Source organism: Streptomyces sp. NPDC002520 (genome assembly GCF_053595235.1).
In genome coordinates this window covers 1-22,887 of sequence record NZ_JBSFXG010000049.1, presented here as the reverse complement: position 1 = coordinate 22,887, position 22,887 = coordinate 1, and the positions used below count along the sequence as shown (strand labels likewise).

The window sequence follows — 22,887 nt, the reverse complement described above, 5'->3', positions numbered from 1 at the left end:
CACGAGGACGGCGGGACCTCCGCACAAGGACGGCCGGGGCCGGCCCGCGACGGCGGGCGGGAGTCTTCGGGGCGGGCGAACGCGGTGAGGGCGGCCCCCTAGACTGGGCGCGCGCATGTGTGTCGGCTGTGAAGAGTGGGCGGGACGGGAGAGGGCTGTGTCGGGGAGCGTCGGTGGTTTCGAGGATCCGTCCGCCGAGGTCCTGGCCCAGGCGGCCGGCGCGTTCGGACTCCTCGCCTCGTCGGCCCGGCTGCACCTGATGTGGGCGCTGTCACAAGGGGAGTGCGACGTCACGCATCTCGCCGACCGGGTCGGCGGTGCGCTGCCCGCGGTCAGCCAGCACCTGGCGAAGCTGAAGCTCGCCGGGCTCGTCTCCTCCCGCCGTGAGGGCCGGCGGCAGGTCTACTACGTCGACGACCCCGACGTGGTGACCGTCGTACGCCTGATGGTCGGCCAGCTGACCGCGCGTTCGGGGCACACCCTCGCCCCCGTGCGTGAACTGCGCGGGACCGGTGGCTGACACCACCGCCGCCCCGGGGCAGGACGAGCGGTCACCGGACCCGCGGGGCGTCCCGACGCCCGGGCACGGGCCACCTGCCCCGTACCGGCCGCGGCCGGGACTGCCCGAGCTCACCGTGCTCGAGGTGCTGCGCCGGCTGGACAGCGGCCCACGCGGCCTGACGGAGGAACAGGCCGAGGAGCGGCTGGCCCGGCTCGGCGCGAACACGATGCCGGCCCGGCGGGAGGCGTCCTGGCCCCGGCTGATCGTGCGCAGCGCGCGCGACCCCTTCACCGCGGTGCTGGGGACCCTCGGGCTCGTCTCCGCGGCCCTCTTCGCCTGGGGCACCGCCTCGGTGATCCTCCTGCTCGTCGTGGTGAGCTGCGTCCTGCGCGCCTGTGGCGAGCGCCGCGCGGACCGGTCGACGGCCGCGCTGCGCGAGCTGGTCGCCACCACCGCCACCGTGCTCCGGCGGCCCGACGAGGCAGCCGGATCCGTCGCCCGTGACGTGCCCGTCGACGAACTGGTGCCCGGCGACGTCATCCGGCTCGGCCCCGGCGACCTGGTGCCGGCGGACGTACGACTGCTGCGGGCGCGCGGCCTGACCGTGCACCAGGCCGCACTGACCGGGGAGTCCGCACCCGTCGCCAAGTCCGCCGACGACCTGACCCGCGCGAGCGGCCACGGAGTGTTCGAGCAGCCGCAGCTCTGCTTCCAGGGCAGCAGCGTCGCCTCCGGCAGCGCCACCGCCGTCGTCACCGCGACCGGCAGGCACACCAGGTTCGCCGCCGCGCACGGCCGTGCGGCGGACCCGCCCCGGACCAGCGCCTTCGACCGGTCCGTCCACGGCATCTCGTGGATCCTGATCCGGTTCATGCTGCTCACGCCGCCCCTGGTGCTGATGGCCAACGCGGCACTGCGCGGGCGCGGGCTGGAGACCCTGCCGTTCGCCGTCGCCGTGGCGGTCGGGCTGACGCCCGAGATGCTGCCGGTCCTCGTCACCCTGTGTCTGGCCCGGGGCGCCTCGCTGCTGGCCCGCACCCATGGGGTGATCGTCAAGAGACTGCCCGCCCTGCACGACGTGGGCGCCGTCGACGTGCTGTGCCTGGACAAGACCGGCACGCTCACCCAGGACCGGCCGGTGGTCGAGCGCGCCCTCGGACCCGACGGCCAGGACGACCCGGCAGTCCTTCACCGGGCCGCCGTCAACGCGTGGTGGACCCTGCAACTCGCGGACCTGCCCGAGCCCGACGCCCTCGACGAGGCGATCCTGGACGCGGCCGACGAGGACGCGCTCATGGCGTACGACGGTGTCGCGGCCGTCCCCTTCGACCCGGAACGCCGGCTGGCCACCGCCGTCGTCCGCACGCCCGGCCGCCTCGGCGCCCACACCCTGGTCGTCAAGGGAGACGTCGAGGCGCTCCTCGAGCGCTGCACCCTGACGGATGCCGAACGAGCGGACCTGCGCGACCTGGCCGCCCGGCAGGCCGACAGCGGACTGCGCGTCCTCGCCGTGGCCACCGCGCAGCGCCCGGCCCGCGCGCGCGACTACACCCCGGCCGACGAGCGCGGCCTCACCTTCCGCGGTCTGATCACCCTGCGCGACGCGCTCGCGCCCACGGCCGCCGAGGCGCTCCAGGTGCTCACCGACCGGGGCGTCACCGTCAGGATCCTCACCGGCGACCACCCCGGAACCGCCGTCCGCGCCTGCCACGACCTCGGCATCCCCGTCGCCGGGAACGACGTCCTCACGGCCGAACGTATCGACGCGCTCTGCGACGCCGAACTCGCGGGCGCCGTCGGCCGTACGACCGTGTTCGCGCGCTGCACCCCGGACCACAAGGCCCGGATCACCCGGGCGCTGCGCACCGCAGGGCACACCGTGGGCTTCCTGGGCGACGGGGTCAACGACCTGCCCGCGCTGCGCGCCGCCGACGTCGGCATCGCCCCGCGCGACGCCGCCGACGTGGTCCGCGAGGGCGCCGACGTGGTGCTCGCCGACAAGGACCTCACCGCGATCGCGCACGCCGTCACCGCGGGCCGGTACGCCGGCGGCAACATCGCCACGTACCTGCGCATCACCCTGTCGTCCAACCTCGGCAACGTCCTCGCGATGCTCTGCGCCGGTCTGCTGCTGCCGTTCCTGCCGATGCTCCCCGCCCAGGTCCTCCTCCAGAACCTGTGCTTCGACGTCGCCCAGCTCACCTTCGCCCACGACCGCCCCCACCCCTTCGTCCTGCGCCGGCCGACCGAGCTGAACCCGGGGCGCCTGCTGCGCTTCATCACGGGGTTCGGCGCGCTCAACGCGATCGCCGACCTGGCCACCTTCGCCGTCCTCGCGCTCGCCCTGGACGGGCCCGGGACGGGCGACGACCAAGCGGTGTTCCACTCCGGCTGGTTCACCGAGAACCTGATCACCCAGGCGCTGGTGATGGTCCTGCTCCGCGCCGTTCGGCGATGGACGGGCCCGGTCACCCGGTCCGCGCTCGTGCTGGCCGTCGCCGGCCTGGCGCTGCCTGTGTCGCCGCTCGGACCGATGCTCGGCCTGACCGCACTGCCCGGCCTGTACTACGTGCTGCTCACCGCCGTCCTCGCCCTGTACGCCACAGGCCTCGTCGCGGCAAGGACCCGGTACGAGCGACGAATCGACGGACGGACGCGGGCGAAACGGCCCCTTTGACCCCGAGCCCCGGCGCTGCCTCACGCCCGTTCCGGTCGACCTGCTGTACAAGGGTGCTGGCCGATGGCGGAAAGCGAGAGAGGGCACGACGAGAGAGGGCACGACATGTCCGAGTCCCGGGCGCCCTGGCGCCGACGGTGGTTGGCCGTGATCGTTTTCGCCCTGGTCGCGTACGTCATCGTCCGCGCCGCCAACACACCGCAGAGCGACACACCGCCTCCGGCGCGCGCGCCCGCGTCGGCGCCCGCCCCGTCGGCCGGCTCGGCCACGCCCACCGCGTCACCCTCGGCCACGGCCACGGGGGTCTCCGCCTCGTACGACCCCGCCGACTACGCCCCGCAGGTCCGCACCCGGGCCGGCGAGGCCGGCGTCGGCGCCCAGCTGCTGATGGCGATCCTCTACAACGAGGCGTACAAGCCCCACGACCCGGCACTGGAGCGGGCCTGGCAGAAGTACAAGCCGGACGCCGCCTTCGGCATCGCGAACATGCACCGGGCCGCCTTCGACGAGGTCCGCAAGGGCCGGGACTTCGCCGGCCGCCGCTGGGACGAGCTGCCGGACGACCGGGACCTCGCCATCGAGTCCGCGGCCTGGTACCTGCACGATCTCGCCGACCAACTGCCCGCGCAGTGGCCCGCCGACTACAGCCGCAACGAGCTGCTGGCACTCGGCTACAACGCGGGCCCTGGCAACATGCTGGCCTTCGCCCGCGGTTCGCGGCCCGACAGCCAGACCGCGTCCTACCTCGACAGGCTGCGCGCGAACTGGTCCAAGGCGGGCAAAGCGGTCGGTGTGGACGGGCGCCTCTGACGGCGTTCCCGGGATCGCCACGCCGGTTCCATGACATGCCTCACCTGTGAATGGCGCCAGGGTCTGCGCTGTTCGGGTGGCGAGTTTGTTAGATTGCGCAACTACGCAATCGTGGCGGGGTTCCGGCTCCGCCCGTCGGCACATCGTCGCGCACGCCCGGTCGCTCCTCCGTCGGCCCCGCATGCCGCGCTCGAGCGTCATGGGAGTGGGACATGAGCGACCCCTGGGACGGCCCGAGCGGCCACGCCACGCGCAGCCGCGCCACCCAGGTGCCCGGACAGCGTACGGCCGAACCCGGCGGACGCCCACCGGGCGGCCGTGCCGCGGCCCGTGCCGCCTCCCGTGCGCACGGTTCGCGGTCCGGTCGCCGGGCCCGCCGTGGCCGCGCCGGGCGCGGCGGTCGGGTGCTGCGGATCATCGGCCTCTGCCTGGCGGTCCTGGTGCTCGGCACGGCGGGCGCGGGCTGGTGGTTCTACGAGCACCTGAACGGCAACATCAACAGCCTCTCGCTCGACGGCAAGGGCGGCCAGGAGAAGGCCGACGCGTTCGGCCGCACCCCGATCAACATCCTGGTGATGGGTTCCGACGGCCGTACCAGCAAGTCCGACTGCAAGCTCGGCGGCGGCTGTTCGAAGACCGGTGTGCAGACCGGCAGCAACGCGGACGTCGAGATGGTGGTGCACATATCCGCCGACCGCTCCAACGCCACTGTGATGAGCATCCCCCGCGACACCATGACTCGCGTCCCGGCCTGCAAGGACAGCCAGTCCGGCCAGTCCACGGCCGGCTACTACGGCCAGGTCAACAGCGCACTGCAGTACGGCCCGACCTGCCAGGTGGCCACCGTCCACCAGCTCACGGGCATTCCCATCGACCACTTCGTGAAGCTCGACTTCTCCGGTGTGGTCAAGATGTCCGACGCGGTCGGCGGCGTCTCCGTGTGTGTCAGTGACGACGTCTACGACACGTACTCGCACCTCAAGCTGTCCAAGGGCACCCACACCCTCAAGGGCGTCGCGGCCCTGGAGTTCGTGCGCTCCCGGCACGGCTTCGGCGACGGCAGCGACCTCGGCCGTACCGTCTCCCAGCACATCTTCCTCAGCGCGATGATCCGCAAGTTCAAGAGCGCGGGCACCCTCACCGACCCCACGGCGGTCTACGACCTGGCCGACGCCGCTACCAAGGCGCTGACCGTGGACGACGGCCTCGGCACGGTGAAGAAGCTGATCGGACTCGCCGACGACGTGAACAAGGTGCCCACGAAGCGGATGACCTTCACGACGATGCAGACGGCCCCCGACCCGGGCGACAGCGACCGGGTGGTGGTGGGCCCCGGAGCGAGCAGTCTGTTCGCCACCATCGCCGACGACAGGTCGCTGACCACCGGCTCCGGCAAGAAGTCCGCGGTGGCCCCGGTCACCGCGAAGCCCTCCACCCCGGCCGTGCCCGCGTCCGAGATCGCCGTGACCGTCGAGAACGGCACCGCCATCACCGGACGGGCCTCCGACGTGGCGACGGCCCTCGTGGACAAGGGATTCAGCTCCGCCACGACCACGGCCAACGCGCCCGAGGCCGCGACCACGACCACCCTGACCTACGGTGCGGGCGAGAAGGGTGAGGCCCAGACCGCCGCCAAGGCCCTGGGACTGCCCACCTCGCATCTGAAGCAGGGCACCGGCAGGGGCCTGACTCTGGTGATCGGCAGCGACTGGCCCACCGGCACCACGTACCACGGCGGCGGCTCGTCGGCGCCGGGCGACACCGAGGCCGCGGTGTCCAACGCCCATGCGCAGACCGCCGACCAGGCCAGGACGTGTGCGAAGGTCAGCCCGTACAAGACCGTCAACGTGGGCGGCGTGCCCATGACGCCGGCCCAGGCGTACGCGGCCGCGCGGAGCAAGCCGGACTCTGACGCCTGACGGCGAGCGGCCCGATCTTGGGTTGTACAGTTGCGCAAGGAAGCAATAGAAAGCACTGTGAGGGCGGCAGGTGCCGCGCGTCCGGCGCGCACCGCCGTCCGGCGTAGAAAGGGGTGGGCTGGATGCTCCGCAACGGACTGGAACCTTGGCACCTGCTGGTCGTGGCGATCGTGTTCCTCCTGCTGTTCGGCTCGAAGAAGCTGCCCGATGCCGCGCGCGGGCTGGGCAAGTCGATGCGCATCCTCAAGAGCGAGGCAAAGGCCATGAAGGAGGACGGCGCCGACCGGCCCTCCACGGTCACCGGCGCCGCACAGGAGGCGACCGCCGCCGAACCCGCGCAGCGCGTCGCCCCGACCCCGCCCGGCGAGGCTCCGGCGACCCGCCCGACCACCGAACACACCCCGGCCCACTGAGCCCCCACACCTGCCCGTTCAGGCAGGTGTCCCGGGCGGACGCCGTTACTCGGACACCGGCTGCGGACGCCACGTGCCGTCGAGCGGGACGCCGGCGGCCGCCGCGATCCGGTCGCGCGAGTCCGCCAGCCGGGTCCGCAGCGCCGGCAGGTCCACATCCACCAGCGCGCCGTCACGTTTGACGACGCGGCCGGCGACGAGGACGGTGTCGACCAGGCCGGGGTGGCCGGCGGCGACGATCGTGCCGGCCGGGTCGCTCACCGGGAAGACGGTCGGGTCGTCGGCGCGCAGCAGGATCACATCCGCGTCCTTGCCGGGCGTGAGAGAGCCCGTGCGGGCGGCGAGCCCCAGCGCCCGGGCGCCGTCGACAGTGGCGAACTCCAGCACGTCCCGGGACCGCAGCCCGCCGTCCAGGCCACGCTGCACCACAAAGGCGGTGCGCATGGTGGCGAACATGTCGCCGCCGACCGACGGGACGTCGTCGACGGACAGCGTGGGACGCAGGCCGGCGGCCAGCATCCGGCCGGTCATCGGCCAGCCGAAGCCCATCCTCAGCTCGACGTCCGGGCTGATCGACACCGAACTGCCCGCGTCGGCGAGCATGCGCAGCTCGTCGTCGCCGATCCCGTTGGCGTGCACGAAGGTCGTGGTGTCCCGCAGCAGGCCGTGCGCCAGCAGATCGGCGATCGGCCGCCGCGTCCCGTCGGACGCCACGTGCACGCTGGTCCGCAGATCCAGCTCGGCCGCCAGCTTCAGCTCCTCGGCCAGGGTCTCCATGCCGGTGTCGTCGGCACCGCGCAGCCCCCACGCCATGGTGACGAGGCCGTCTCCGGGAAGTCGTGCCCGGACGCGGCGGATCTCGGCGTCGACCGGACCGGTCGTGCCCCACCCCGCCCCGTGGCAGAACACCGACCGACCGGCCGTGTCCCGCAGCGCCGAGACGGCGGCATCGGCGTGCTCGGGTCCGAGTGCGCAGTGGAACCAGTCCAGCATCGTGGTCACGCCGGAGTGCAGGGCCTCCAGCCGGCCGAGCAGCGTGCCCAGATGGACGTCCTCGGGCCGGTAGTGGGGCTTCAGTGTCCGGTGCATCGCCACCGTCCACTCGGGGAACGTCCAGTCGGCGCCGACGCCGCGGAACGCCGTCTGCCAGGTGTGGCGGTGGGTGTCGACGAAGCCGGGCAGCACGATCCGGTCGGTCGCGTCGATCACCTCGGCGTCCGGTGCGTCGATCCGCCCGGCCACCTCGACGATCACACCGTCTTCGATCAGCACGTCGCCACGTTCGAGATCGCCGACAGCCGGGTCCATGCTGACCACGGTGCCGCCAGTGAGCAGGGTCCTCATCGGTCTCCTCCACGAACGCTTTGTCCAACTCGGTGACGCCGTCAAGCGTGATCGCCCGGGAAGGCGAAGTGCGCGAATACCCGCAACTTTGGCAGCAAATTGCGCCAGGCTGAGACATAGGATTGTGGTAGGCGCGGTGCTTGCGCATTATTCTGCCGCCATGGATGAAGTGGACCGGGCCATTCTGGCCGTACTCGAGAAGCAGGGGCGGATCAGCAACGCCGACCTCGCCGCCCAGGTCGGCCTGTCGCCGTCGCCCTGTCTGCGGCGCGTGCACCGGCTGGAGGAGGCAGGCGTGATCCGCGGATACCGGGCGCTGATCGACCCCGCCGCGCTCGGCCGCAGCCTCCGCGTGTTCGCCGGGGTCCGGCTGATGCGGCACACCCGTGCGGACGTCGTCGCGTTCGAGCGTGCGGTCACGCACCTGCCCGAGGTGGTCCACGGCCACCACGTCACCGGCAACTACGACTACCTGCTCCAGGTCGAGGTCGCCGACCTGCCCGCCTACGAGGACTTCCACGCCAACCGGCTGGCCGGCCTGCCCGGTGTGGCCACGGTGACCAGCTACGTCACGATGAAGACGCTCTCTCCCGACCTGGCGTGACGGGCCCGCCCGGCATCGCGCGACGGGTGTGCGCGGCGCCACGGGGCCGTCCCGCCCGACCCTGGACAGCCCGGCGACGAATACGGCAAATGGGTACATTAGGACTTCGGGGAGCAGTTCCAGGTTTCACGCGACCACGCGAAGAAGGCCGAACCACCTTCGGAAAGGGTCACCATGCACCTCGACCTCAGTCCCGCCGTCCTCGCCGAGCTGCGCCGGTCCCGGCCCCATCCGGCGGTGTCCATCCTGATGCCCACGCACCGCCGGGAGCCGGACAACGCGCAGGACCCGGTCCGGCTGCGCAACCTGCTGGCTGAGGCGAAGGAGAGGGTCCAGTCCGATCCGGCGGTCTCCCGCGCCGACCGGATGGACGTGATGGAACAGCTCGACCGGGCCCTCGCGGAGGTCGACCTGGTGCACGCCGAGGACGGTCTGGCGATCCTCGCCGCACCCGGCGAGCACCAGGTCTGGTCCTTCGGGCGCACCGCCCCGGCCCGGGTGGTCCTGTCCGACACCTTCCTCACCCGCAACCTGGTCGCCGCACAGGCGGCCGAGCGCCCCCACTGGGTGCTCGCGGTCGCCGCGGACCGGGTGGTGCTGTGGGGCGGCAACCAGGAGCGGCTGACCGAGGAGACCGGTCACGGCTTCCCGTTGGTGCGTGTCCACGAGAAGCCCGACCCCGAACGGCTGGAGCGCATCGGCGACGTGCCCAGCACCTTCCGCGACGAGGAGACCAAGACCTTCCTGCGGCAGGCCGACATCGAGATCGGGAAGGTGCTGGCCGCCGACCCCCGCCCGCTGTACGTGGCCGGTGAGGCCGCCGCCCTCGCTCTGCTGGACGTCGTCGGCACCATCGCCAGGGAGGCCACCGCGCAGATCCCGCACGGCGGCCTCGCCCAGGCCGACGCCGAGACGGTCCGCCGGGTGGTCGAGCCCGCCGTCCGCGCCCGTGCCGACCGCGAGATCGACGCGGCCCTCGCGCTGCTCGACCAGGCCCGTGGCCGCCAGGAGTTCGCCGCCGGCCTGGACGAGGTCTGGCAGGCCGCCGGAGACGGCCGGATCGCCCGGCTGGTGGTCGAGGAGCACTTCCGCACCACCGTCCGTGACGACGGCGACCACCTCGTTCCCGCCGAGGCCGACGATCCCGGGGCGCGCGAGGACATCGTCGACGAGGTGATCGAGCGCAGCCTCGACACCGGCGCCCAGGTCAGCTTCGTCCCCGACGGTGCCCTCGCCGGCACCGGACGGGTCGCAGCCGTTCTGCGGTACTGAAGAACCGATTCCCCACCCCGCTCGAGCGAGGCGTCCCCTCGTTGGACATCCGATGGAACTCGTGGAGGAGCGTCCCTACCGATTCCGCATCGAACGGCACGCGGACATGAGGGTCCCGGGCATCGTCTTCGCCTCCCGGGAACTGCTGAGGGACGCCGAGCAGGCGCTCGGCCAGGTCGTCAACGTGGCCACCCTGCCCGGCATCGTCGGCGCCTCGTACGCGATGCCCGACATCCACTGGGGCTACGGCTTCCCCATCGGCGGCGTCGCGGCGACCGACGTGCACGCGGGAGGCGTGGTCTCGCCCGGTGGGGTCGGTTTCGACATCTCGTGCGGCGTACGGCTGCTGGCCGCCGACTGCGACCGCGCGGAGCTGAGGCCCGCCCTGCGCACGATCATGGACGGCCTCGACCGGGCCATCCCGCGCGGTGCCGGCCCCGGCGGAATCTGGCGGCTGACGGGCCCCGGACAGCTGGAGCGGATCCTCGAGGGCGGCTCCCGCTACGCGGTGGAGCAGGGGCACGGCGAGGAGCGCGACCTGGCCCGCTGCGAGGACGGCGGGGCGGTCGCCGACGCGGACGTGACCCGGGTCGGCCCACGGGCACGTGAGCGCGGACTCGGACAGGTCGGCAGCCTCGGCTCCGCCAACCACTTCCTGGAGATCCAGCAGGTCGCCGAGGTGTACGACGAGCGGGCCGCGGCGGCGTTCGGGCTGGCCGGCGGTCAGGTGTGCGTGATGATCCACTGCGGGTCCCGGGGCCTCGGGCACCAGATCTGCACCGATCACGTGCGGGAGATGGACCGCGCGATGGCCCGCCACGGCATCTCCGTGCCGGACCGCCAGCTGGCCTGCGCCCCGGTGGAGTCCCCCGAAGGGCGCGCGTACCTCGGTGCCATGGCCGCGGCCGCCAACTACGGGCGCGTCAACCGTCAGCTGCTCACCGACGCGGCCCGCCGGGTCTTCGACCGGGCCGCGGGCGTCCGGCTGACGCTGGTGTACGACGTCTCCCACAACCTCGCCAAGATCGAGACGCACACCGTGGGCGGGACCCGCCGTCTGCTGTGCGTGCACCGCAAGGGCGCCACCCGCGCCTTCCCGCCCGGCCACCCCGACCTGCCGGACGATCTGAGCGAGGCGGGCCAGCCGGTGCTGATCCCCGGCACGATGGGCACCGCCTCCTACGTCCTGGCCGGCGTACCCGGTGGCGATGCCTTCGCCTCCACCTGCCACGGCGCCGGCCGCACGATGAGCCGCCACGAGGCCATGCGCACCTTCACCGACCGCCAGCTGCGCGCCAGGCTGGAGCACGCCGGCATCGCGGCCCGGCCGCTGTCCTGGCGGAGCCTGCCCGAGGAGGCACCGGAGGCCTACAAGGACGTCGACGCGGTGGTGGTGGCCGGCGAGGGCGCGGGGCTGTGCCGCAGGGTGGCCCGGCTGGTGCCGCTCGGTGTGGTGAAGGGGTGACGCCGCCGGCCGCGGACCGAGGGGGCGCGGCTCGGCGTGGCCCGGGAGGGAGGGCGTCACACGTCGACGGTCACCGCGCAGGACCAGCCGTAGGGATCGGGCCCCACATGCAACTGGTGCCACGACACGCCCTTGGGCGGCGCGCCGGTGATCTCCACCGCGTCGAGGCCGGTGACCGCCAGCCGTATGCCCAGCCCGTCGTCGACCGCCTCCGTCTCCACGTCCACCGGCACCTGGCCGCGCACTTCCAGCCGGTAGACGACCTCGTCCAGCAGCGCTGTCAGCAGGTCCGCGTCACTGGTCTCGCGCAGTTCCACGCGTTCGACGGAGGTCGGGTGGGCCCCGGAGACGTCCGCGAAGCACTCCACCAGCCCCAGTACCGCCTCGGCGAGACACCGCTCGCGACTGGGTCCCCAGGCCTCGATCCGTATGTCGGCCGTGTGCGGCACCGCCCGGTGCCCGCCGGCGCCCTGCCGGCGAGCCAGCCTCTCGTCGCCCGTGTCACCGACCATGCCCCCCGTGTGCCCATTCGCCCGAGCCGCACACGCCGCGACGTCCGAGCCGCACACGCCGCAGGCTGCGAACCGCACACGCGGCAGGCATCGAAGGCGCCGGTAGGGGTACCCGGACGGGGCAGGGGCGGCGCGCGGGGCACCGGCTCGTGACGATGCTCGCCGCCGCCGTCTCCTGACAGCCCTCCGATGAATCCTGGAACCGCCGCGATGTCCCTTCGACTGCTGATCCTCGACCACCCCCGAATCAGGTTGATCTTCGGGCACCCCGTCATCGCGATCGAGGTCGCGAGCCGCGGCGGTGCGTACCGTCACCGCACGACCGCGTACAGAAAGGCACGGGAGTCGGCGCGGGAGTCGTCCCACGGCCCCGTCGCGCCGGACCGGACGTCTGCCGAGGACAGGCCGGACGAGACGAAGGAGCCTTCCTCCGGGCGGGAGGAGGGGAGCGAGGGCGAAGCCTGACGGCTGACGTCGCCGCCCGCGGATTCCGGTCGCCGGGCGGTTGGTTTCATGCTGCACCTATGTTTATAATCCACTTATGTATAAGCGGGTTATGGACCCGGGGTGCCGGGACGCCGCCGCACGACTTCCAGAAGAGAAGAGCGCATGAGTGCATCGCATGGAAAGGCCGCCAGCCCGTTCAGGCAACCGAAGGCGGTCTGGGCCGTCGCCTTCGCCTGCGTGATCTCGTTCATGGGCATCGGTCTGGTCGACCCGATCCTGCCCGCCCTGGCCGAGAGCCTGCACGCCACACCCAGCCAGGTCTCCCTGCTGTTCAGCAGCTACCTGATCGTGACCGCGGTGGCCATGCTGATCGTCGGCTGGTTCTCCAGCCGCTTCGGCGCAAAGCGCACCCTCGTCGTCGGCCTGGCGATCATCGTCGTCTTCGCCGCGCTCGCCGGCGCCTCCGGCTCCATCGACGGCATCGTCGGTTTCCGGGCCGGCTGGGGGCTGGGCAACGCCCTGTTCATCGCCACCTCCCTGGCCGTCATCGTCGCCTCCGCCAGCGGCGGCTTCGGCGGCGCGATCATCCTCTACGAGACCGCGCTCGGCCTCGGCATAGCCGTGGGCCCGCTGCTCGGCGGTGAGTTGGGCGCCATCAGCTGGCGCGGCCCGTTCTTCGGCGTCGCCGTCCTCATGGCCGTCGCCCTGATCGCCACCCTCGCCTTCGTCCCCGACCTGCCGAAGCCTGCCCGTCCCACGTCACCGCTCGCCCCGCTGAGGGCACTTCGGCACCGGGGCCTGCTGACCATGGGCATCATGGCCCTGCTGTACAACTGGGGCTTCTTCACCATGCTCGGCTACGCGCCGTACCCGATGAAGCTCAGCGCCCACCAACTCGGCCTGGTCTTCACCGGATGGGGCCTGCTCGTGGCCGCCTTCAGCGTCTTCTTCGCCCCGCGGCTGCAGGCCCGCTACGGCACCGCGCCGGTCCTGTACGCCAACCTCGTGGGCCTGAGCATCGTGATGGCCGTCATCGCCGCCGGTGTCGGCGACCCCACGGTGGTGATCGTCGCGGTCATCGTCAGCGGTGCCTTCATCGGCATCAACAACACCCTCACCACCCAGGCCGTCATGCTCGTCTCCCCGGTCGAGCGCCCGGTGGCCTCCTCCGCCTACGGCTTCCTGCGCTTCATCGGCGGCGGCCTGGCCCCCTACGTCGCCGGCAAGCTCGCCGACGCCACCGACCTCAGCGTCCCCTTCTACGTCGGCGCCGCCACCTTCCTCCTCGCCGTCCCCGTGCTCGCCAGTGGCCACCGCCTGCTCCGCCAGGCCGAACAGCACACCGGCGAGGGCGAGCCGGTGACGCCGACGCTGACCCCCGTGGGCGGCACCGGGAAGGGCGGCACGCCTCCTGTGGTCGTCGCCGTGGGCGCCCATGAACGCGCCGGTGTCATCGTCGACGCGGCGGCACGGCTCGCCCGGGAGACCGGCAGCCCGCTGGAGGTGGTGCACGTCCAGCAGACGGCCGTCGTCGAGGAACAGGCCGTGGACACCGAGGACTTCGACGCCGCGCGAGCCGCCGTCACCGCGCACCTCGACCGGCTCGCCGCCCACGGCGTCGCCGCCACCGGCCAGATCCTCACCAGCGTCGGTGACCACGCGGCCGCCGGCCGCGCGGTGGCCCGGCACGCCGCCGACGTCCACGCGCGCGCCGTCGCCGTGGGCCGCTCCCCGCGCGGACCCCTCGCCCAGTTCGCCGACGGCAGCTTCACCTCCGCCCTCATCCACACCGCGGGCTGCGGCGTCGTCCTCGTCGACCCGGACGAGGCCCCCCGGCGCCTGACGGCGGACAGCCTGAAGGAACTGCGCACCACGTCGTAGGCCGGGATCCCCGCGCCCCGGCCGCAGCGCAGGCGGGTGCCGACGGCTAGGGTTCTCGATCATGGAGAAGCCTGGAGGGGTGGGCATGGCTGAGGATTCGATCGACCTGATCCGTCTGGAGGGGGACGGCAACAGCGTCGTCCTCCGGATCACGGGCAGGGGGGAGCGGGAGCGTGCCCTGGCCGGGGAGTTCGTGGTCGACACGCCCTTCGTCCGTGGCACCCTCAAGACCTCGCTCTTCCCCGAGGACCTACGGCAGTGGCTGCAGGCCCTGGACTCGCTCGACGCTGGACAGGACATCGCCTGGCGCGACGGATCACGCGCCCCATGGCTGTTCATCGAACTCGACGAGGACGACGACCGGTGCCAGGTCACGATCGAGGACCACTCCATGTCCCTGACGGCGGTGACGGTCACCGTCCCTCTGGCCGATGCCTGGTTCGACGACGCGTACCGGCGCCTCGATCTGGTCCGGGACACCTGGCCTCTGAGCGAGGACTGAACAGGCGCCGCCCGAAGTGCGCTTGCCCGGAGCGCACTTGGGGCCCCGCCGGGCGCCGGTGATCATTGCTACGGTCCGGGCATGGCTGAAGCACAGGCAATACCGGCGGGGGTCGTCACCGCCGCGGACGTGGAACGCGCCGTCCGCCTGGCGGTGTCGGCGTTGCGCCGAGCGGAGGGGGCGGACTGGAGCGTCAGGGCCGGCTCCCTGGAGTGGGACTGCTGGGAGACGGTCGAGCACCTTGCCGACGACCTGTTCTCGTACGCCGTCCAACTAGGCCCGGAGAACCCGCCCGCGAACACCCACGTCCCGCTCGCCTGGAGCCGCAGGAGGCCGGGCGGCCCGGCGAACGCGGTCTTCGCGGACCGCGAGGCCGGCCCAGCGGGCCTGCTGCAGGTCCTGGATGCCGGTGGCGCGCTGCTGACCGCCATCGTCCGCACCTCGGCGCCCACGGTCCGGGCGCACCACATCTTCGGCGTCTCCGACCCCGAAGGCTTCGCCGCGATGGGCGTCGTCGAGACCCTGGTGCACACGCATGACGTCGCCGAGGGGCTGGGCGCCGACTGGACGCCGCCCGCCGACCTGTGCGACCGCGTACTGAACCGCCTCTTCCCCCACGCCCCGACCGGCACCGACCGCTTCCAGACCCTCCTGTGGGCCACCGGCCGTGCCGAACTTCCCGGCCGGCCCCGCCTCGACACATGGCGGTGGTACGGCGTCCCGCGGGCCGACGGCGCACCGTAGAAGCCCGGCCGTCCCTTGCCTTCCGTCCGCTACGCGCGGTAGCCGGTCTGAGACTGCGGCATAGTAGAACCAATCAAGGTAACCCGAGACATATCGAGGCAAGAGGGACGGTCCGCGTGGTGTCCGCGCCGGGCCGGTCGACAGGAAGGCGGCCGGGTGATGGGTGCCGACAACCTGTGCAGCCACGGACCCGGTCCGCACGGTGAGCGAGCCGCGAAAGACCCGGGATGGCTGCTGGATCTCGTGCACGCGTCGGCCGTTGGCGTGAACGGTGCGGGCCGGATCGTCCTGTGGAGCCCCGAGGCGGAACGACTGTTCGGTTACGACGCCTCCGAAGCCCTGGGGGAACCTGCCGACCGGCTCCTGATCGCGCCCGAGGACGGGCAGCCCGCCGCCGGACCGTTCGGAGAGGCGCAGGCCGGCGGGACACGGATCGGCAAGACCTTCGCCGGTGTCTTCCGCGCCCGGTGCAAGGACGGCACGACGCGGCTGGTGGAGTTCCGCAACCGGTGCCTGCGCGACGCCGAGGGCAATGTGCTCGGCCTGACCCTGGTCGCCGACGTCGACGACGTCCGTCGGGTCGAGGACGACCTGGTCCTGTCCGAGCTCTTGATCGACCAGTCACCGGTCGGGCTCGCCGTGTTCGACACCGACCTGCGCTGGATCCGCATCAACCCCACCCTGACCGCGGGCAACGGCATCACCGAGCGCGACGTACGGGGCCGCCGGCTGCGCGACACCCTGCCCCAGATCGACCACGCGTCGATCGACTCCGCCGTACGGCGGGTCCTGGAGACCGGCAAACCGGTGCTGGACCAGCGGACCGTCGGCCGCACCCCCGTCGACCCCGAGCACGACCACGTCTGGTCGGAGTCGTACTACCGGATCAAGGACCCCCGAGGGAAGGTCCTGGGCGTGGCCGTGTCCGTCGTGGACGTCACCGAGCGTCACCTGGCCGCCGCCGAGATCGCGGCCACGCGGGAACACCTCGCGACCATCGCGGAGGCCAGCGCCGGCATCGGCAGCACGCTCGACCTGCGCCAGACGACGCGGGAGCTGGCCGCGGCCGTCGTCCCCCGCTTCGCCGACCTGGCCACCGTGGACGTGCTGGAGTCCGTGGCGTCCGGCCGTGCCACGGCCTCCCCGACCGCCGAAGGCGATCACACACGGTTCCGCGCGCTCGCGTCGGCCTCCGCGTACCCGAGCCGGGCCCTGGACGTCGCCGACCGGCTCGACGAGGTCACCCAGTACGAGCCGTCCCTGCTGATGTGCCGCAGCGTCCGGGAGGCGGCCCCGGTCCTGAGGCCCTGGGTGGACGGCCCGATGCTCCGCGAGATCGCCCGGGACGAGGAGGCGGCCGCCGCATTCGAGCTGGAGGGCGTCCACAGCTATCTGGCGGCGCCGCTGCTGGCCCGCGGGACCGTGCTCGGCGTGCTCAACCTGTACCGCACGGTGAACACCCGCCCCTTCGACAGCCGCGATCTCCAGCTCGCCTGTGAACTCGTCGGCCGCGCCGCGATCTCCGTCGACAACGCCCGCCTGTACGGCCGTGAACGGGACACCGCGCTGACCCTGCAGCACAGCCTGCTGCCGCAGGAGCCCCCCGACCAGCCCGACGGCCTGGAGATCGCCGTCCGCTACCGGCCCGCCGGGGTGGGCACCGAGGTCGGCGGCGACTGGTTCGACGTGCTGCCCCTCAGCGACGGCAAGGTCGGTCTGATCGTCGGCGACGTGATGGGCAGCGGGGTGCGCGCCGCCGCGATCATGGGCCAGCTGCGCACCACCACCCGAGCTCTCGCCCGGCTCGACCTGCCCCCGGCCGAGTTGCTCAGTCACCTCGACGAGGTGACGTCCACGCTCAGCGAGTCCTTCGCCACCTGCGTGTACGCCGTGTGCGATCCCAAGGGCGGCACCTGTGCCTTCTCCAGCGCCGGGCACCTGCCCCCCGTACTGGTCCAGCCGGACTGCGAAGCGACGCTCATCGGCCTGCCGACCGGGGCGCCGCTGGGCGTGGGAGGCGTTCCGTTCGGGGAACTGGAGATGAAGCTGCCCGAAGGCGCCCTGCTGGCCCTCTACACCGATGGTCTGGTCGAGACGCGCAAGGATCCCATCGACGTCGGCATGCGCGCCCTGTGCCGGGCCCTGCAAGGGCGGCCCCGTCCGCTCGAGGAGACCTGCGACATGGTCCTCGACAACCTCTACCGCTGCTCCGGCGACGATGTCGCCCTGCTCCTGGCCCGCCTCGGCCCGACGGGCGGTACGGCCTAGCCGAGGCGGGCGCCGCTTCGTGCGGGTCCGCGCGAGCGCCGACGGCGTCGCGCGGACCTCGACCTCAGCGGGTGAGCCCGCTACGGCCTAGCCGAGGCGGGCGGGTCAGGCGGTGGCGCCGTTGCCCGCGGCCTTGCGGCGGCGCACCACGAAGACCGCGCCGGCGCCGGCGGCCACCGCGGCACCACTGGTCAGGGCGATGAGGGGGAGCGCCGAGCTGGAACCGGTCTGGGCGAGGTGGCCCTGCGGGTCGATCTCCGTGTTGCCGGAGGGCTGCTTCGGCAGCGGCTTCTTGCCGCCCTGCGGCTTGGCGTCACCGGGGTTGCCGGGGGCGGAGCCCGCCTTCAGGATGTCGAACTCGTAGTAGCTGTCGCCGCCGGAGAAGACGCACTGGCCCTCGTCGTCGGTGTACATGCCGATGCTGATGGCGTAACCGAGGCCGGCCGGGGCGGTCTTGTCCACGGACAGGCGCAGGCCGATGGTGAGGGACTCGTGGGCCCGGAGGTCGGTGTAGCCGAGGTAGCCGGCGCCCTCGTCGTTCTCGTCGAGGGAGATGTCGACCCACTTGCCGGAGGCGGGGTCCTGGTACTGCAGGGTGAGGTGGCTGGTGTCGATGAAGTAGTCGCTCTCGTCCACCTGGGCGGCGAACACACCGAAGTCGACACGCTTGTACGAACGGTCGCCGGAGTTCTCCACGTTCAACTTGAAGTTGTGGAAGCCGCTGCCCGCCACGATCTTCGAGGGCAGCCCGGACAGGTTGGTGGTCAGGTCCTCGTCGACGGCGGGCTCATCGGAGTCGCACTCCAGCGGGGGCGTCGACTCGGACGGAGACACCGAAGGGCTGGCGGACACCGAAGCCGAAGCCGACGGCGACGTCGACGCGGACGGGCTCGAGGAGGCGGATCCGGAAGCGGCAGGAGAGCTCTCGCCCGCGGCCGGCGAGGACTCGCCGGCCGCCGGGGACGACTCGCCGGCGGCCGGGCTGGACTCCTGGCCGCCGGGTGCGGACTCGCTCTCGGCGGGAGTCGACACGCTGGAGGAAGGCGAGGAACTGGGATCGTCGGCGAAGGCGGCCGGCGCGGCCAGCAGGACGGCCGGAGTGATTGCGGCCGTCGCGGCGGCGACTGCCAGGGAGCGGCGAAGCTTCATGCAAACCTCGTCAACGGGAGTGGGTGAAATCTTTACGCAGATTCGACCCGCCATGTGGGAAAAGGGTTGTCCGAAAAGGACGCCCCGCGAGTGTTAGCTGAGTCACATTTACGGGGCGTTCTGTCGCGGGCGTTGTGTGACGGGTCGTCACATGTCCCTGAACGCAGGCCGGATGCCGGGTTCGCCCACCAGGTCCGGGACTCGTCCTGACGCCTGAACGGTTTGCCGGGCGATCGCATCGGGTGGGGTGGAAGCGCGGCCTGGGCGCCCCTGCCACGTGCGGGCGCCCAGGCCGACCTCGCGAGCAGGGGGCCCGTCACGTGGACGTGCGAGCGTGCCCTGCACGACGGCGCCCGCTCGACTCCCCCCGGAGTGCAGGCGCACCTGACCCCGACCGGGGTCACTTCCTTCAGCGCCGGCCGTGATCGGAGTGTCACGGGCGCCGGGGGACGGTCGCCAGGTCAACACCTTTGTGGCGACCGCCGCTTGCCTGCTTCACATCGCCATCGCAAATCGTTCATGAACGGCCTGGGCGCGAGGTGTCCGGACACGAGCCGGACCTACGAACCACCCACGTGGCGCCGCATCACCTGGTCCAGCTCGCCCCGCATGTCAATCTCACGGGCCACGTCGACCAGGGCGCCGGCCAGAATCGACTCCGGGGTGCGGTCGGCCAGCACCAGCCCGACGTGGACGGACCGCTGCGGCCGTGGCAGCGTCAGCAGCCGGGTGCCGGCGGGGACGCCGTAGCTGTGCAGCCAGGCGTGCGGGATGACGCTGGACAGCCCCATCGAGGTGATGTGCGCGTAGATCGCCGAGACGGTGTCGGTCTCGACCACGGGACTCACCGCCGCGCCGGCCTCGGCGAAATGCCCGTCGAGGATCCTGCGGTTCTGCATCACGGGCGTCAGCAGGCACAGCGGCGCCGACGCGGCCTCGGACCAGCTGACCGAGTCATGGCCCGAGAACTCCCCGTCGACCGGAGTCAGGAACAGGTACCGCTCGCGGTAGAGCGGGACCACCCGCACCTTGCCCAGGGGCTCCCCGTCCACATAGGTCAGGCCGACGTCGATGTCGAACTCGTTCAGCCGGGAGACGATCTCCCGGGACGACATCGACTCCAGCGAGAACCGCATCCCCGGATGCAGGCCGTGCAGCGGAGTGGTCAGCAGCGATGCGACGGGCAGCGCCGTGGGCACCGCACCGATGCGCAGCACCCCGGACAGCCCGCCCCGCATGCTGGACAGCGAGTGGCGCAGCGCGTCCTGCTCGGCGAGCATCCGGTGGGCCCAGTGCAGCACCTGCTTGCCCTCGGGGGTGAACCCCTCGAACCGCTGCCCGCGCAGGACGATCCGCACCCCGAGCTCCGACTCCAGCTTGCGGATGCCGGCCGACAGCGCGGGCTGGGACACATGGCACGCCTCGGCTGCGCGACCGAAGTGGCCCTCGCGCGACAAGGCACTCAGGTACTCCAATTGACGCAACAGCATGCGCCATAAATACCCCGAATCGAAGCCGCAGGTAAAGCCGCCGCCGGCGGAACCGCAGGTAAGGACCTGAAGCCGCCGTTTCGGTCTCGGCCTCGGCCTCCGCCCCGGCCTCAGCTGATGCCGGTGCCGCAGTCGGTGCGGATCGGGGCGCTCGCCGCCGTGGAGTCGTCCGCCTCGATGCCCTGGACCTCGACCGCGACCGCGAGCCGGTAGTCGTAGGTGCCGACCCGTCCGTCGGGGCAGGGCACCGAGACCCTCCCGTGGGACTGGCGCTGCTCGGACGTCCAGGAGGTGAGGCCGCGCTCGCTGTACGGGCGCCAGCCCGACCAGCTGTCCCGCTGGATCTCGTAGTGCTGGCGCATCTGCGGCCGGTCGCCCGAGCAGTGTGTACGGAAGCCGGCCGAGTGGATCCTCGCGCGTGGTTCGGCACCGCCGAGCACGATCTCACCGTCCTGTGCGACGGACGAGACCGTGGTGGTGCACCACCAGCCGCGCACCAAGATGATCTTGGTGTTGTCGCATTCGGTCTGGTTGCCCGGAGCACGGAAGTCGGTGCGCCGTACGGCCCGGGGGTCCTTGGGTGCCGCGTCGACGTCGCCGACCGTCATGCGCAGCGGCCCCCCGGGCAGTTCCTCCGCCCGCCAGGCGATCTTCGTCTGGATCGGTTCGGCGGTGGGGCCGGGACTGGCGCCGGCGGTCACGCCGCGGCTGGCGCAGGGCGGGGCCACCGCCGCGGGACCGGCGTGCCGCCCGGTCGCAGTCCCGGACCGGCAGCCGGCGAGGGCCAGCAGTGAGGCGACGGCTATGACGGACAGGGCGGGTCGGTTCATGGAGGGTTCCCTTGTGCGAATCCCGGCCGGTGGGCGGCGACAATCTAGTACGCGCGACCCGCGACGTCGCCGGGCGGCCGTGATCCGAGTGCGCCGGTGCGCGGCCGCAGGGCATGGAGGCGCCGGTTCGCCCGCCCGTTCCAGGGGCGGCACGACGAAGGGGCAACACGACGAAGGGGTGGCACTTCGCGAGGGGGATGCGGGGGCGGGCCGTGAGGTCGAACAGCGGGGCTGAGCACCGGGGCCGAACACCGAGGTCGAACGCCGGGGCCGAACGCCGGGAACGACCGTCGGCACGGGCGGCTCGAAAGGGCGCCGCATGACAAAGGCAAGGAGGGAATCCACTCCTTGCCACTCTCAACTTATAGCGCACAGGGGGCCTTGCCACAAGGTCCCCACGATGCCGCAGAATCGCCCGCCGAAGCCCGAACTGTGGAAGTGGGATCTTGTGATGATCGACGTGATCGTTGCCGGTGGCGGACCGACCGGCCTGATGCTGGCCGCCGAGCTGCGGCTGCACGACGTGCACGTGGTCGTGCTGGAGAAGTTGACCGAACCGACCCAGGAGTCCCGCGGACGTGGCCTGCACGCGCGCAGCGTCGAGATGATGGACCAGCGGGGCCTGCTGGACCGGTTCCTCGCGGTCAGTGAGAAGTTCCAGGCCGGTGGCCTCTTCGGTGGTATCGCGAAGCCCTGGCCGGAGCGGCTGGACACGGCGCACCCCTACGGCCTCAGCACCCTGCAGCCGGAGACCGAGCGGCTGCTGAACGAGCGCGCCGTCGAACTCGGCGCCGAGATCCGGCGCGGCTGCGAGGTGGTCGGGCTGAGCCAGGACGAGGACGGGGTGACCGTCGAGCTGGCGAGTGGGGGCACCCCCGCCAACGAGGGCGTGGCCGGCGGGGGAGGCACGCAGTTGCGCTCGCGCTACCTCGTCGGCTGCGACGGCGGTCGCAGCACCGTGCGCAAGGCGCTCGGTGTCGAGTTCCTGGGCGAGCCCGCCACCATCGAGACGCTGCTGGGCGACATGGAGGTGACCGAGGACCAGGAGACGATCGGGGCCGTTGTCGCGGAAGTCCGCAAGACCCAGCTCCGGTTCGGCGTCATCCCCAACGGGGGCGGGGTGTTCCGCGTCGTCGTGCCGGCCGACGGCGTGTCCGAGGACCGGGCGACGGCGCCGACCCTCGAGGAGTTCAAGGAGCGGCTCCGGGCCGTCGCGGGCACCGACTTCGGGGCGCACTCGCCGCGCTGGCTGTCCCGGTTCGGCGACGCCACGCGGCAGGCCGAGCACTACCGGGTCGGCCGGGTGCTGCTGGCCGGCGACGCGGCGCACATCCATCCGCCGACCGGTGGGCAGGGACTCAACCTCGGCGTCCAGGACGCGTTCAACCTCGGCTGGAAGCTGGCCGCGGCGGTCAGCGGCTGGGCGCCCGAGGGGCTGCTGGACAGCTACCACACCGAACGCCACCCGGTGGGCGCCGCCGTGATCGACAACACCCGGGCGCAGATCACGCTGCTGGGGACCGATCGGGGCGCGGTCGCGCTGCGGGAGCTGTTCACGAAGCTGATGGACTTCGAGGAGGTGAACCGGTACGTCACCGGGATGATCACAGCGGTCGGGGTCCAGTACGACTTCGGCGAGGGGCACGAGGGGCACGAGATGCTCGGCCGCCGACTGCGGGACGTGCGGCTGAAGCGGGGGCGCCTGTACGAGCTGATGCACGGCGGCCGCGGTCTGCTGCTCGACCAGACGGGCCGGCTCTCGGTGGAGGGCTGGGCGGACCGGGTCGACCACGTCGTCGACGTCAGCGAGGAGCTGGACGTGCCCGCGGTGCTGCTGCGGCCGGACGGACACGTGGCGTGGGTCGGTGAGGACCAGCTGGAGTTGCTGAGCCGACTGACTCGGTGGTTCGGCGCTGCCGCGCTCTGAGCGCGCGGGGCCTGACGGGTGGAGCGGGGTCCCGATCGAGAGCCGCGGCGGCTGGTGCGGAGCCGTGCGTACGCGATCAGGGCCCCGGACCCGCTGCCGGACACCCGCCGTGGGGGGGGGGGCGGCGGGGC

At 72.3% G+C, this 22,887-nt stretch carries 19 protein-coding genes; 14 read left to right on the top strand and 5 right to left on the bottom strand.

Going from position 1 to position 22,887, the window contains the following annotated elements:
- Positions 1-115: 115 nt before the first annotated feature.
- From ACWD5D_RS39995 to tatA, 5 genes are all read left to right on the top strand, one after another.
- A complete protein-coding gene (locus tag ACWD5D_RS39995) occupies positions 116-520 on the top strand; it encodes an ArsR/SmtB family transcription factor (RefSeq protein ID WP_451377669.1) in 405 nt (134 codons plus the stop codon).
- Complete coding sequence (mgtA, locus tag ACWD5D_RS39990) at positions 513-3,179, top strand: magnesium-translocating P-type ATPase (RefSeq protein WP_451377668.1); 2,667 nt, start codon at positions 513-515, stop codon at positions 3,177-3,179. Before ACWD5D_RS39995 ends, mgtA begins: the two co-directional genes overlap by 8 nt.
- A 105-nt stretch (positions 3,180-3,284) precedes the next feature.
- A complete protein-coding gene (locus ACWD5D_RS39985) occupies positions 3,285-3,989 on the top strand; it encodes a lytic transglycosylase domain-containing protein (protein WP_451377667.1) in 705 nt (234 codons plus the stop codon).
- A 212-nt stretch (positions 3,990-4,201) separates the two neighbouring features.
- Positions 4,202-5,908, top strand: coding sequence for an LCP family protein (locus tag ACWD5D_RS39980; protein WP_451377666.1), 1,707 nt, complete (start codon positions 4,202-4,204; stop codon positions 5,906-5,908).
- Positions 5,909-6,030: 122 nt separating this feature from the next.
- Positions 6,031-6,321 (top strand): Sec-independent protein translocase subunit TatA, encoded by a 291-nt coding sequence (gene tatA, locus ACWD5D_RS39975; protein ID WP_451377665.1) that lies wholly within the window; start codon positions 6,031-6,033, stop codon positions 6,319-6,321.
- A gap of 45 nt (positions 6,322-6,366) precedes the next feature.
- On the opposite strand, the gene ACWD5D_RS39970 is transcribed toward tatA, so the two are convergent.
- Positions 6,367-7,665, bottom strand: a complete 1,299-nt coding sequence (locus ACWD5D_RS39970) for an amidohydrolase family protein (RefSeq protein ID WP_451377664.1) — start codon at positions 7,663-7,665, stop codon at positions 6,367-6,369.
- A 160-nt stretch (positions 7,666-7,825) separates the two neighbouring features.
- On the opposite strand from ACWD5D_RS39970, the gene ACWD5D_RS39965 reads away from it, so the two are divergent.
- From ACWD5D_RS39965 to ACWD5D_RS39955, 3 genes are all read left to right on the top strand, one after another.
- Positions 7,826-8,269 (top strand): Lrp/AsnC family transcriptional regulator, encoded by a 444-nt coding sequence (locus tag ACWD5D_RS39965; RefSeq protein WP_451377663.1) that lies wholly within the window; start codon positions 7,826-7,828, stop codon positions 8,267-8,269.
- A gap of 174 nt (positions 8,270-8,443) precedes the next feature.
- Positions 8,444-9,541 carry a baeRF3 domain-containing protein gene (locus ACWD5D_RS39960; RefSeq protein WP_451377662.1) on the top strand — a complete coding sequence of 366 codons (1,098 nt, stop codon included), beginning with the start codon at positions 8,444-8,446 and terminating at the stop codon, positions 9,539-9,541.
- Between the two features lie 52 nt (positions 9,542-9,593).
- The gene (locus ACWD5D_RS39955) at positions 9,594-11,006 is read left to right on the top strand and encodes an RtcB family protein (protein WP_451377661.1); all 1,413 of its coding nucleotides are present in this window, start codon (positions 9,594-9,596) and stop codon (positions 11,004-11,006) included.
- A 56-nt stretch (positions 11,007-11,062) separates the two neighbouring features.
- Here the strand turns inward: ACWD5D_RS39955 and ACWD5D_RS39950 are convergent, their stop codons facing one another.
- Entirely contained in the window at positions 11,063-11,518 is a 456-nt protein-coding gene (locus tag ACWD5D_RS39950; protein ID WP_451377660.1) for an archease, read from the bottom strand.
- A 210-nt stretch (positions 11,519-11,728) separates the two neighbouring features.
- On the opposite strand from ACWD5D_RS39950, the gene ACWD5D_RS39945 reads away from it, so the two are divergent.
- The 5 genes from ACWD5D_RS39945 (at position 11,729) to ACWD5D_RS39925 (ending at position 17,360) form a co-directional block, all read left to right on the top strand.
- On the top strand, positions 11,729-11,983 hold the full coding sequence (locus tag ACWD5D_RS39945; RefSeq protein ID WP_451377659.1) for a hypothetical protein: 255 nt from the start codon (positions 11,729-11,731) through the stop codon (positions 11,981-11,983).
- Positions 11,984-12,127: 144 nt separating this feature from the next.
- Positions 12,128-13,846: an MFS transporter gene (locus tag ACWD5D_RS39940; protein ID WP_451377658.1), complete on the top strand. Its 1,719-nt coding sequence runs from the start codon at positions 12,128-12,130 to the stop codon at positions 13,844-13,846.
- Between the two features lie 85 nt (positions 13,847-13,931).
- Positions 13,932-14,348, top strand: coding sequence for a DUF5959 family protein (locus tag ACWD5D_RS39935; protein WP_451377657.1), 417 nt, complete (start codon positions 13,932-13,934; stop codon positions 14,346-14,348).
- 81 nt (positions 14,349-14,429) lie between these two features.
- Complete coding sequence (locus ACWD5D_RS39930) at positions 14,430-15,092, top strand: hypothetical protein (RefSeq protein WP_451377656.1); 663 nt, start codon at positions 14,430-14,432, stop codon at positions 15,090-15,092.
- Positions 15,093-15,251: 159 nt separating this feature from the next.
- Positions 15,252-17,360 (top strand): SpoIIE family protein phosphatase, encoded by a 2,109-nt coding sequence (locus tag ACWD5D_RS39925; protein ID WP_451377655.1) that lies wholly within the window; start codon positions 15,252-15,254, stop codon positions 17,358-17,360.
- Between the two features lie 105 nt (positions 17,361-17,465).
- On the opposite strand, the gene ACWD5D_RS39920 is transcribed toward ACWD5D_RS39925, so the two are convergent.
- From ACWD5D_RS39920 to ACWD5D_RS39910, 3 genes are all read right to left on the bottom strand, one after another.
- Positions 17,466-18,509: an LAETG motif-containing sortase-dependent surface protein gene (locus tag ACWD5D_RS39920; RefSeq protein WP_451377654.1), complete on the bottom strand. Its 1,044-nt coding sequence runs from the start codon at positions 18,507-18,509 to the stop codon at positions 17,466-17,468.
- A gap of 560 nt (positions 18,510-19,069) precedes the next feature.
- Complete coding sequence (locus tag ACWD5D_RS39915; RefSeq protein ID WP_451377653.1) at positions 19,070-19,999, bottom strand: LysR family transcriptional regulator; 930 nt, start codon at positions 19,997-19,999, stop codon at positions 19,070-19,072.
- A gap of 110 nt (positions 20,000-20,109) precedes the next feature.
- The gene (locus tag ACWD5D_RS39910; RefSeq protein ID WP_451377652.1) at positions 20,110-20,829 is read right to left on the bottom strand and encodes a hypothetical protein; all 720 of its coding nucleotides are present in this window, start codon (positions 20,827-20,829) and stop codon (positions 20,110-20,112) included.
- Between the two features lie 451 nt (positions 20,830-21,280).
- Here ACWD5D_RS39910 and rox point away from each other — a divergent pair, with 451 nt between their 5' ends.
- Positions 21,281-22,756 carry a rifampin monooxygenase gene (gene rox, locus ACWD5D_RS39905; protein ID WP_451377701.1) on the top strand — a complete coding sequence of 492 codons (1,476 nt, stop codon included), beginning with the start codon at positions 21,281-21,283 and terminating at the stop codon, positions 22,754-22,756.
- Positions 22,757-22,887: the final 131 nt, after the last annotated feature.

Coding starts and splice junctions, on each gene's coding strand:
- ACWD5D_RS39995 (WP_451377669.1), top strand. CDS start 116: ATGTGTGTCGGCTGTGAAGAGTGGGCGGGACGGGAGAGGGCTGTGTCG.
- ACWD5D_RS39985 (WP_451377667.1), top strand. CDS start 3,285: ATGTCCGAGTCCCGGGCGCCCTGGCGCCGACGGTGGTTGGCCGTGATC.
- ACWD5D_RS39980 (WP_451377666.1), top strand. CDS start 4,202: ATGAGCGACCCCTGGGACGGCCCGAGCGGCCACGCCACGCGCAGCCGC.
- tatA (WP_451377665.1), top strand. CDS start 6,031: ATGCTCCGCAACGGACTGGAACCTTGGCACCTGCTGGTCGTGGCGATC.
- ACWD5D_RS39970 (WP_451377664.1), bottom strand. CDS start 7,665: ATGAGGACCCTGCTCACTGGCGGCACCGTGGTCAGCATGGACCCGGCT.
- ACWD5D_RS39965 (WP_451377663.1), top strand. CDS start 7,826: ATGGATGAAGTGGACCGGGCCATTCTGGCCGTACTCGAGAAGCAGGGG.
- ACWD5D_RS39960 (WP_451377662.1), top strand. CDS start 8,444: ATGCACCTCGACCTCAGTCCCGCCGTCCTCGCCGAGCTGCGCCGGTCC.
- ACWD5D_RS39955 (WP_451377661.1), top strand. CDS start 9,594: ATGGAACTCGTGGAGGAGCGTCCCTACCGATTCCGCATCGAACGGCAC.
- ACWD5D_RS39950 (WP_451377660.1), bottom strand. CDS start 11,518: ATGGTCGGTGACACGGGCGACGAGAGGCTGGCTCGCCGGCAGGGCGCC.
- ACWD5D_RS39945 (WP_451377659.1), top strand. CDS start 11,729: ATGTCCCTTCGACTGCTGATCCTCGACCACCCCCGAATCAGGTTGATC.
- ACWD5D_RS39940 (WP_451377658.1), top strand. CDS start 12,128: ATGAGTGCATCGCATGGAAAGGCCGCCAGCCCGTTCAGGCAACCGAAG.
- ACWD5D_RS39935 (WP_451377657.1), top strand. CDS start 13,932: ATGGCTGAGGATTCGATCGACCTGATCCGTCTGGAGGGGGACGGCAAC.
- ACWD5D_RS39930 (WP_451377656.1), top strand. CDS start 14,430: ATGGCTGAAGCACAGGCAATACCGGCGGGGGTCGTCACCGCCGCGGAC.
- ACWD5D_RS39925 (WP_451377655.1), top strand. CDS start 15,252: ATGGGTGCCGACAACCTGTGCAGCCACGGACCCGGTCCGCACGGTGAG.
- ACWD5D_RS39920 (WP_451377654.1), bottom strand. CDS start 18,509: ATGAAGCTTCGCCGCTCCCTGGCAGTCGCCGCCGCGACGGCCGCAATC.
- ACWD5D_RS39915 (WP_451377653.1), bottom strand. CDS start 19,999: ATGCTGTTGCGTCAATTGGAGTACCTGAGTGCCTTGTCGCGCGAGGGC.
- ACWD5D_RS39910 (WP_451377652.1), bottom strand. CDS start 20,829: ATGAACCGACCCGCCCTGTCCGTCATAGCCGTCGCCTCACTGCTGGCC.
- rox (WP_451377701.1), top strand. CDS start 21,281: ATGATCGACGTGATCGTTGCCGGTGGCGGACCGACCGGCCTGATGCTG.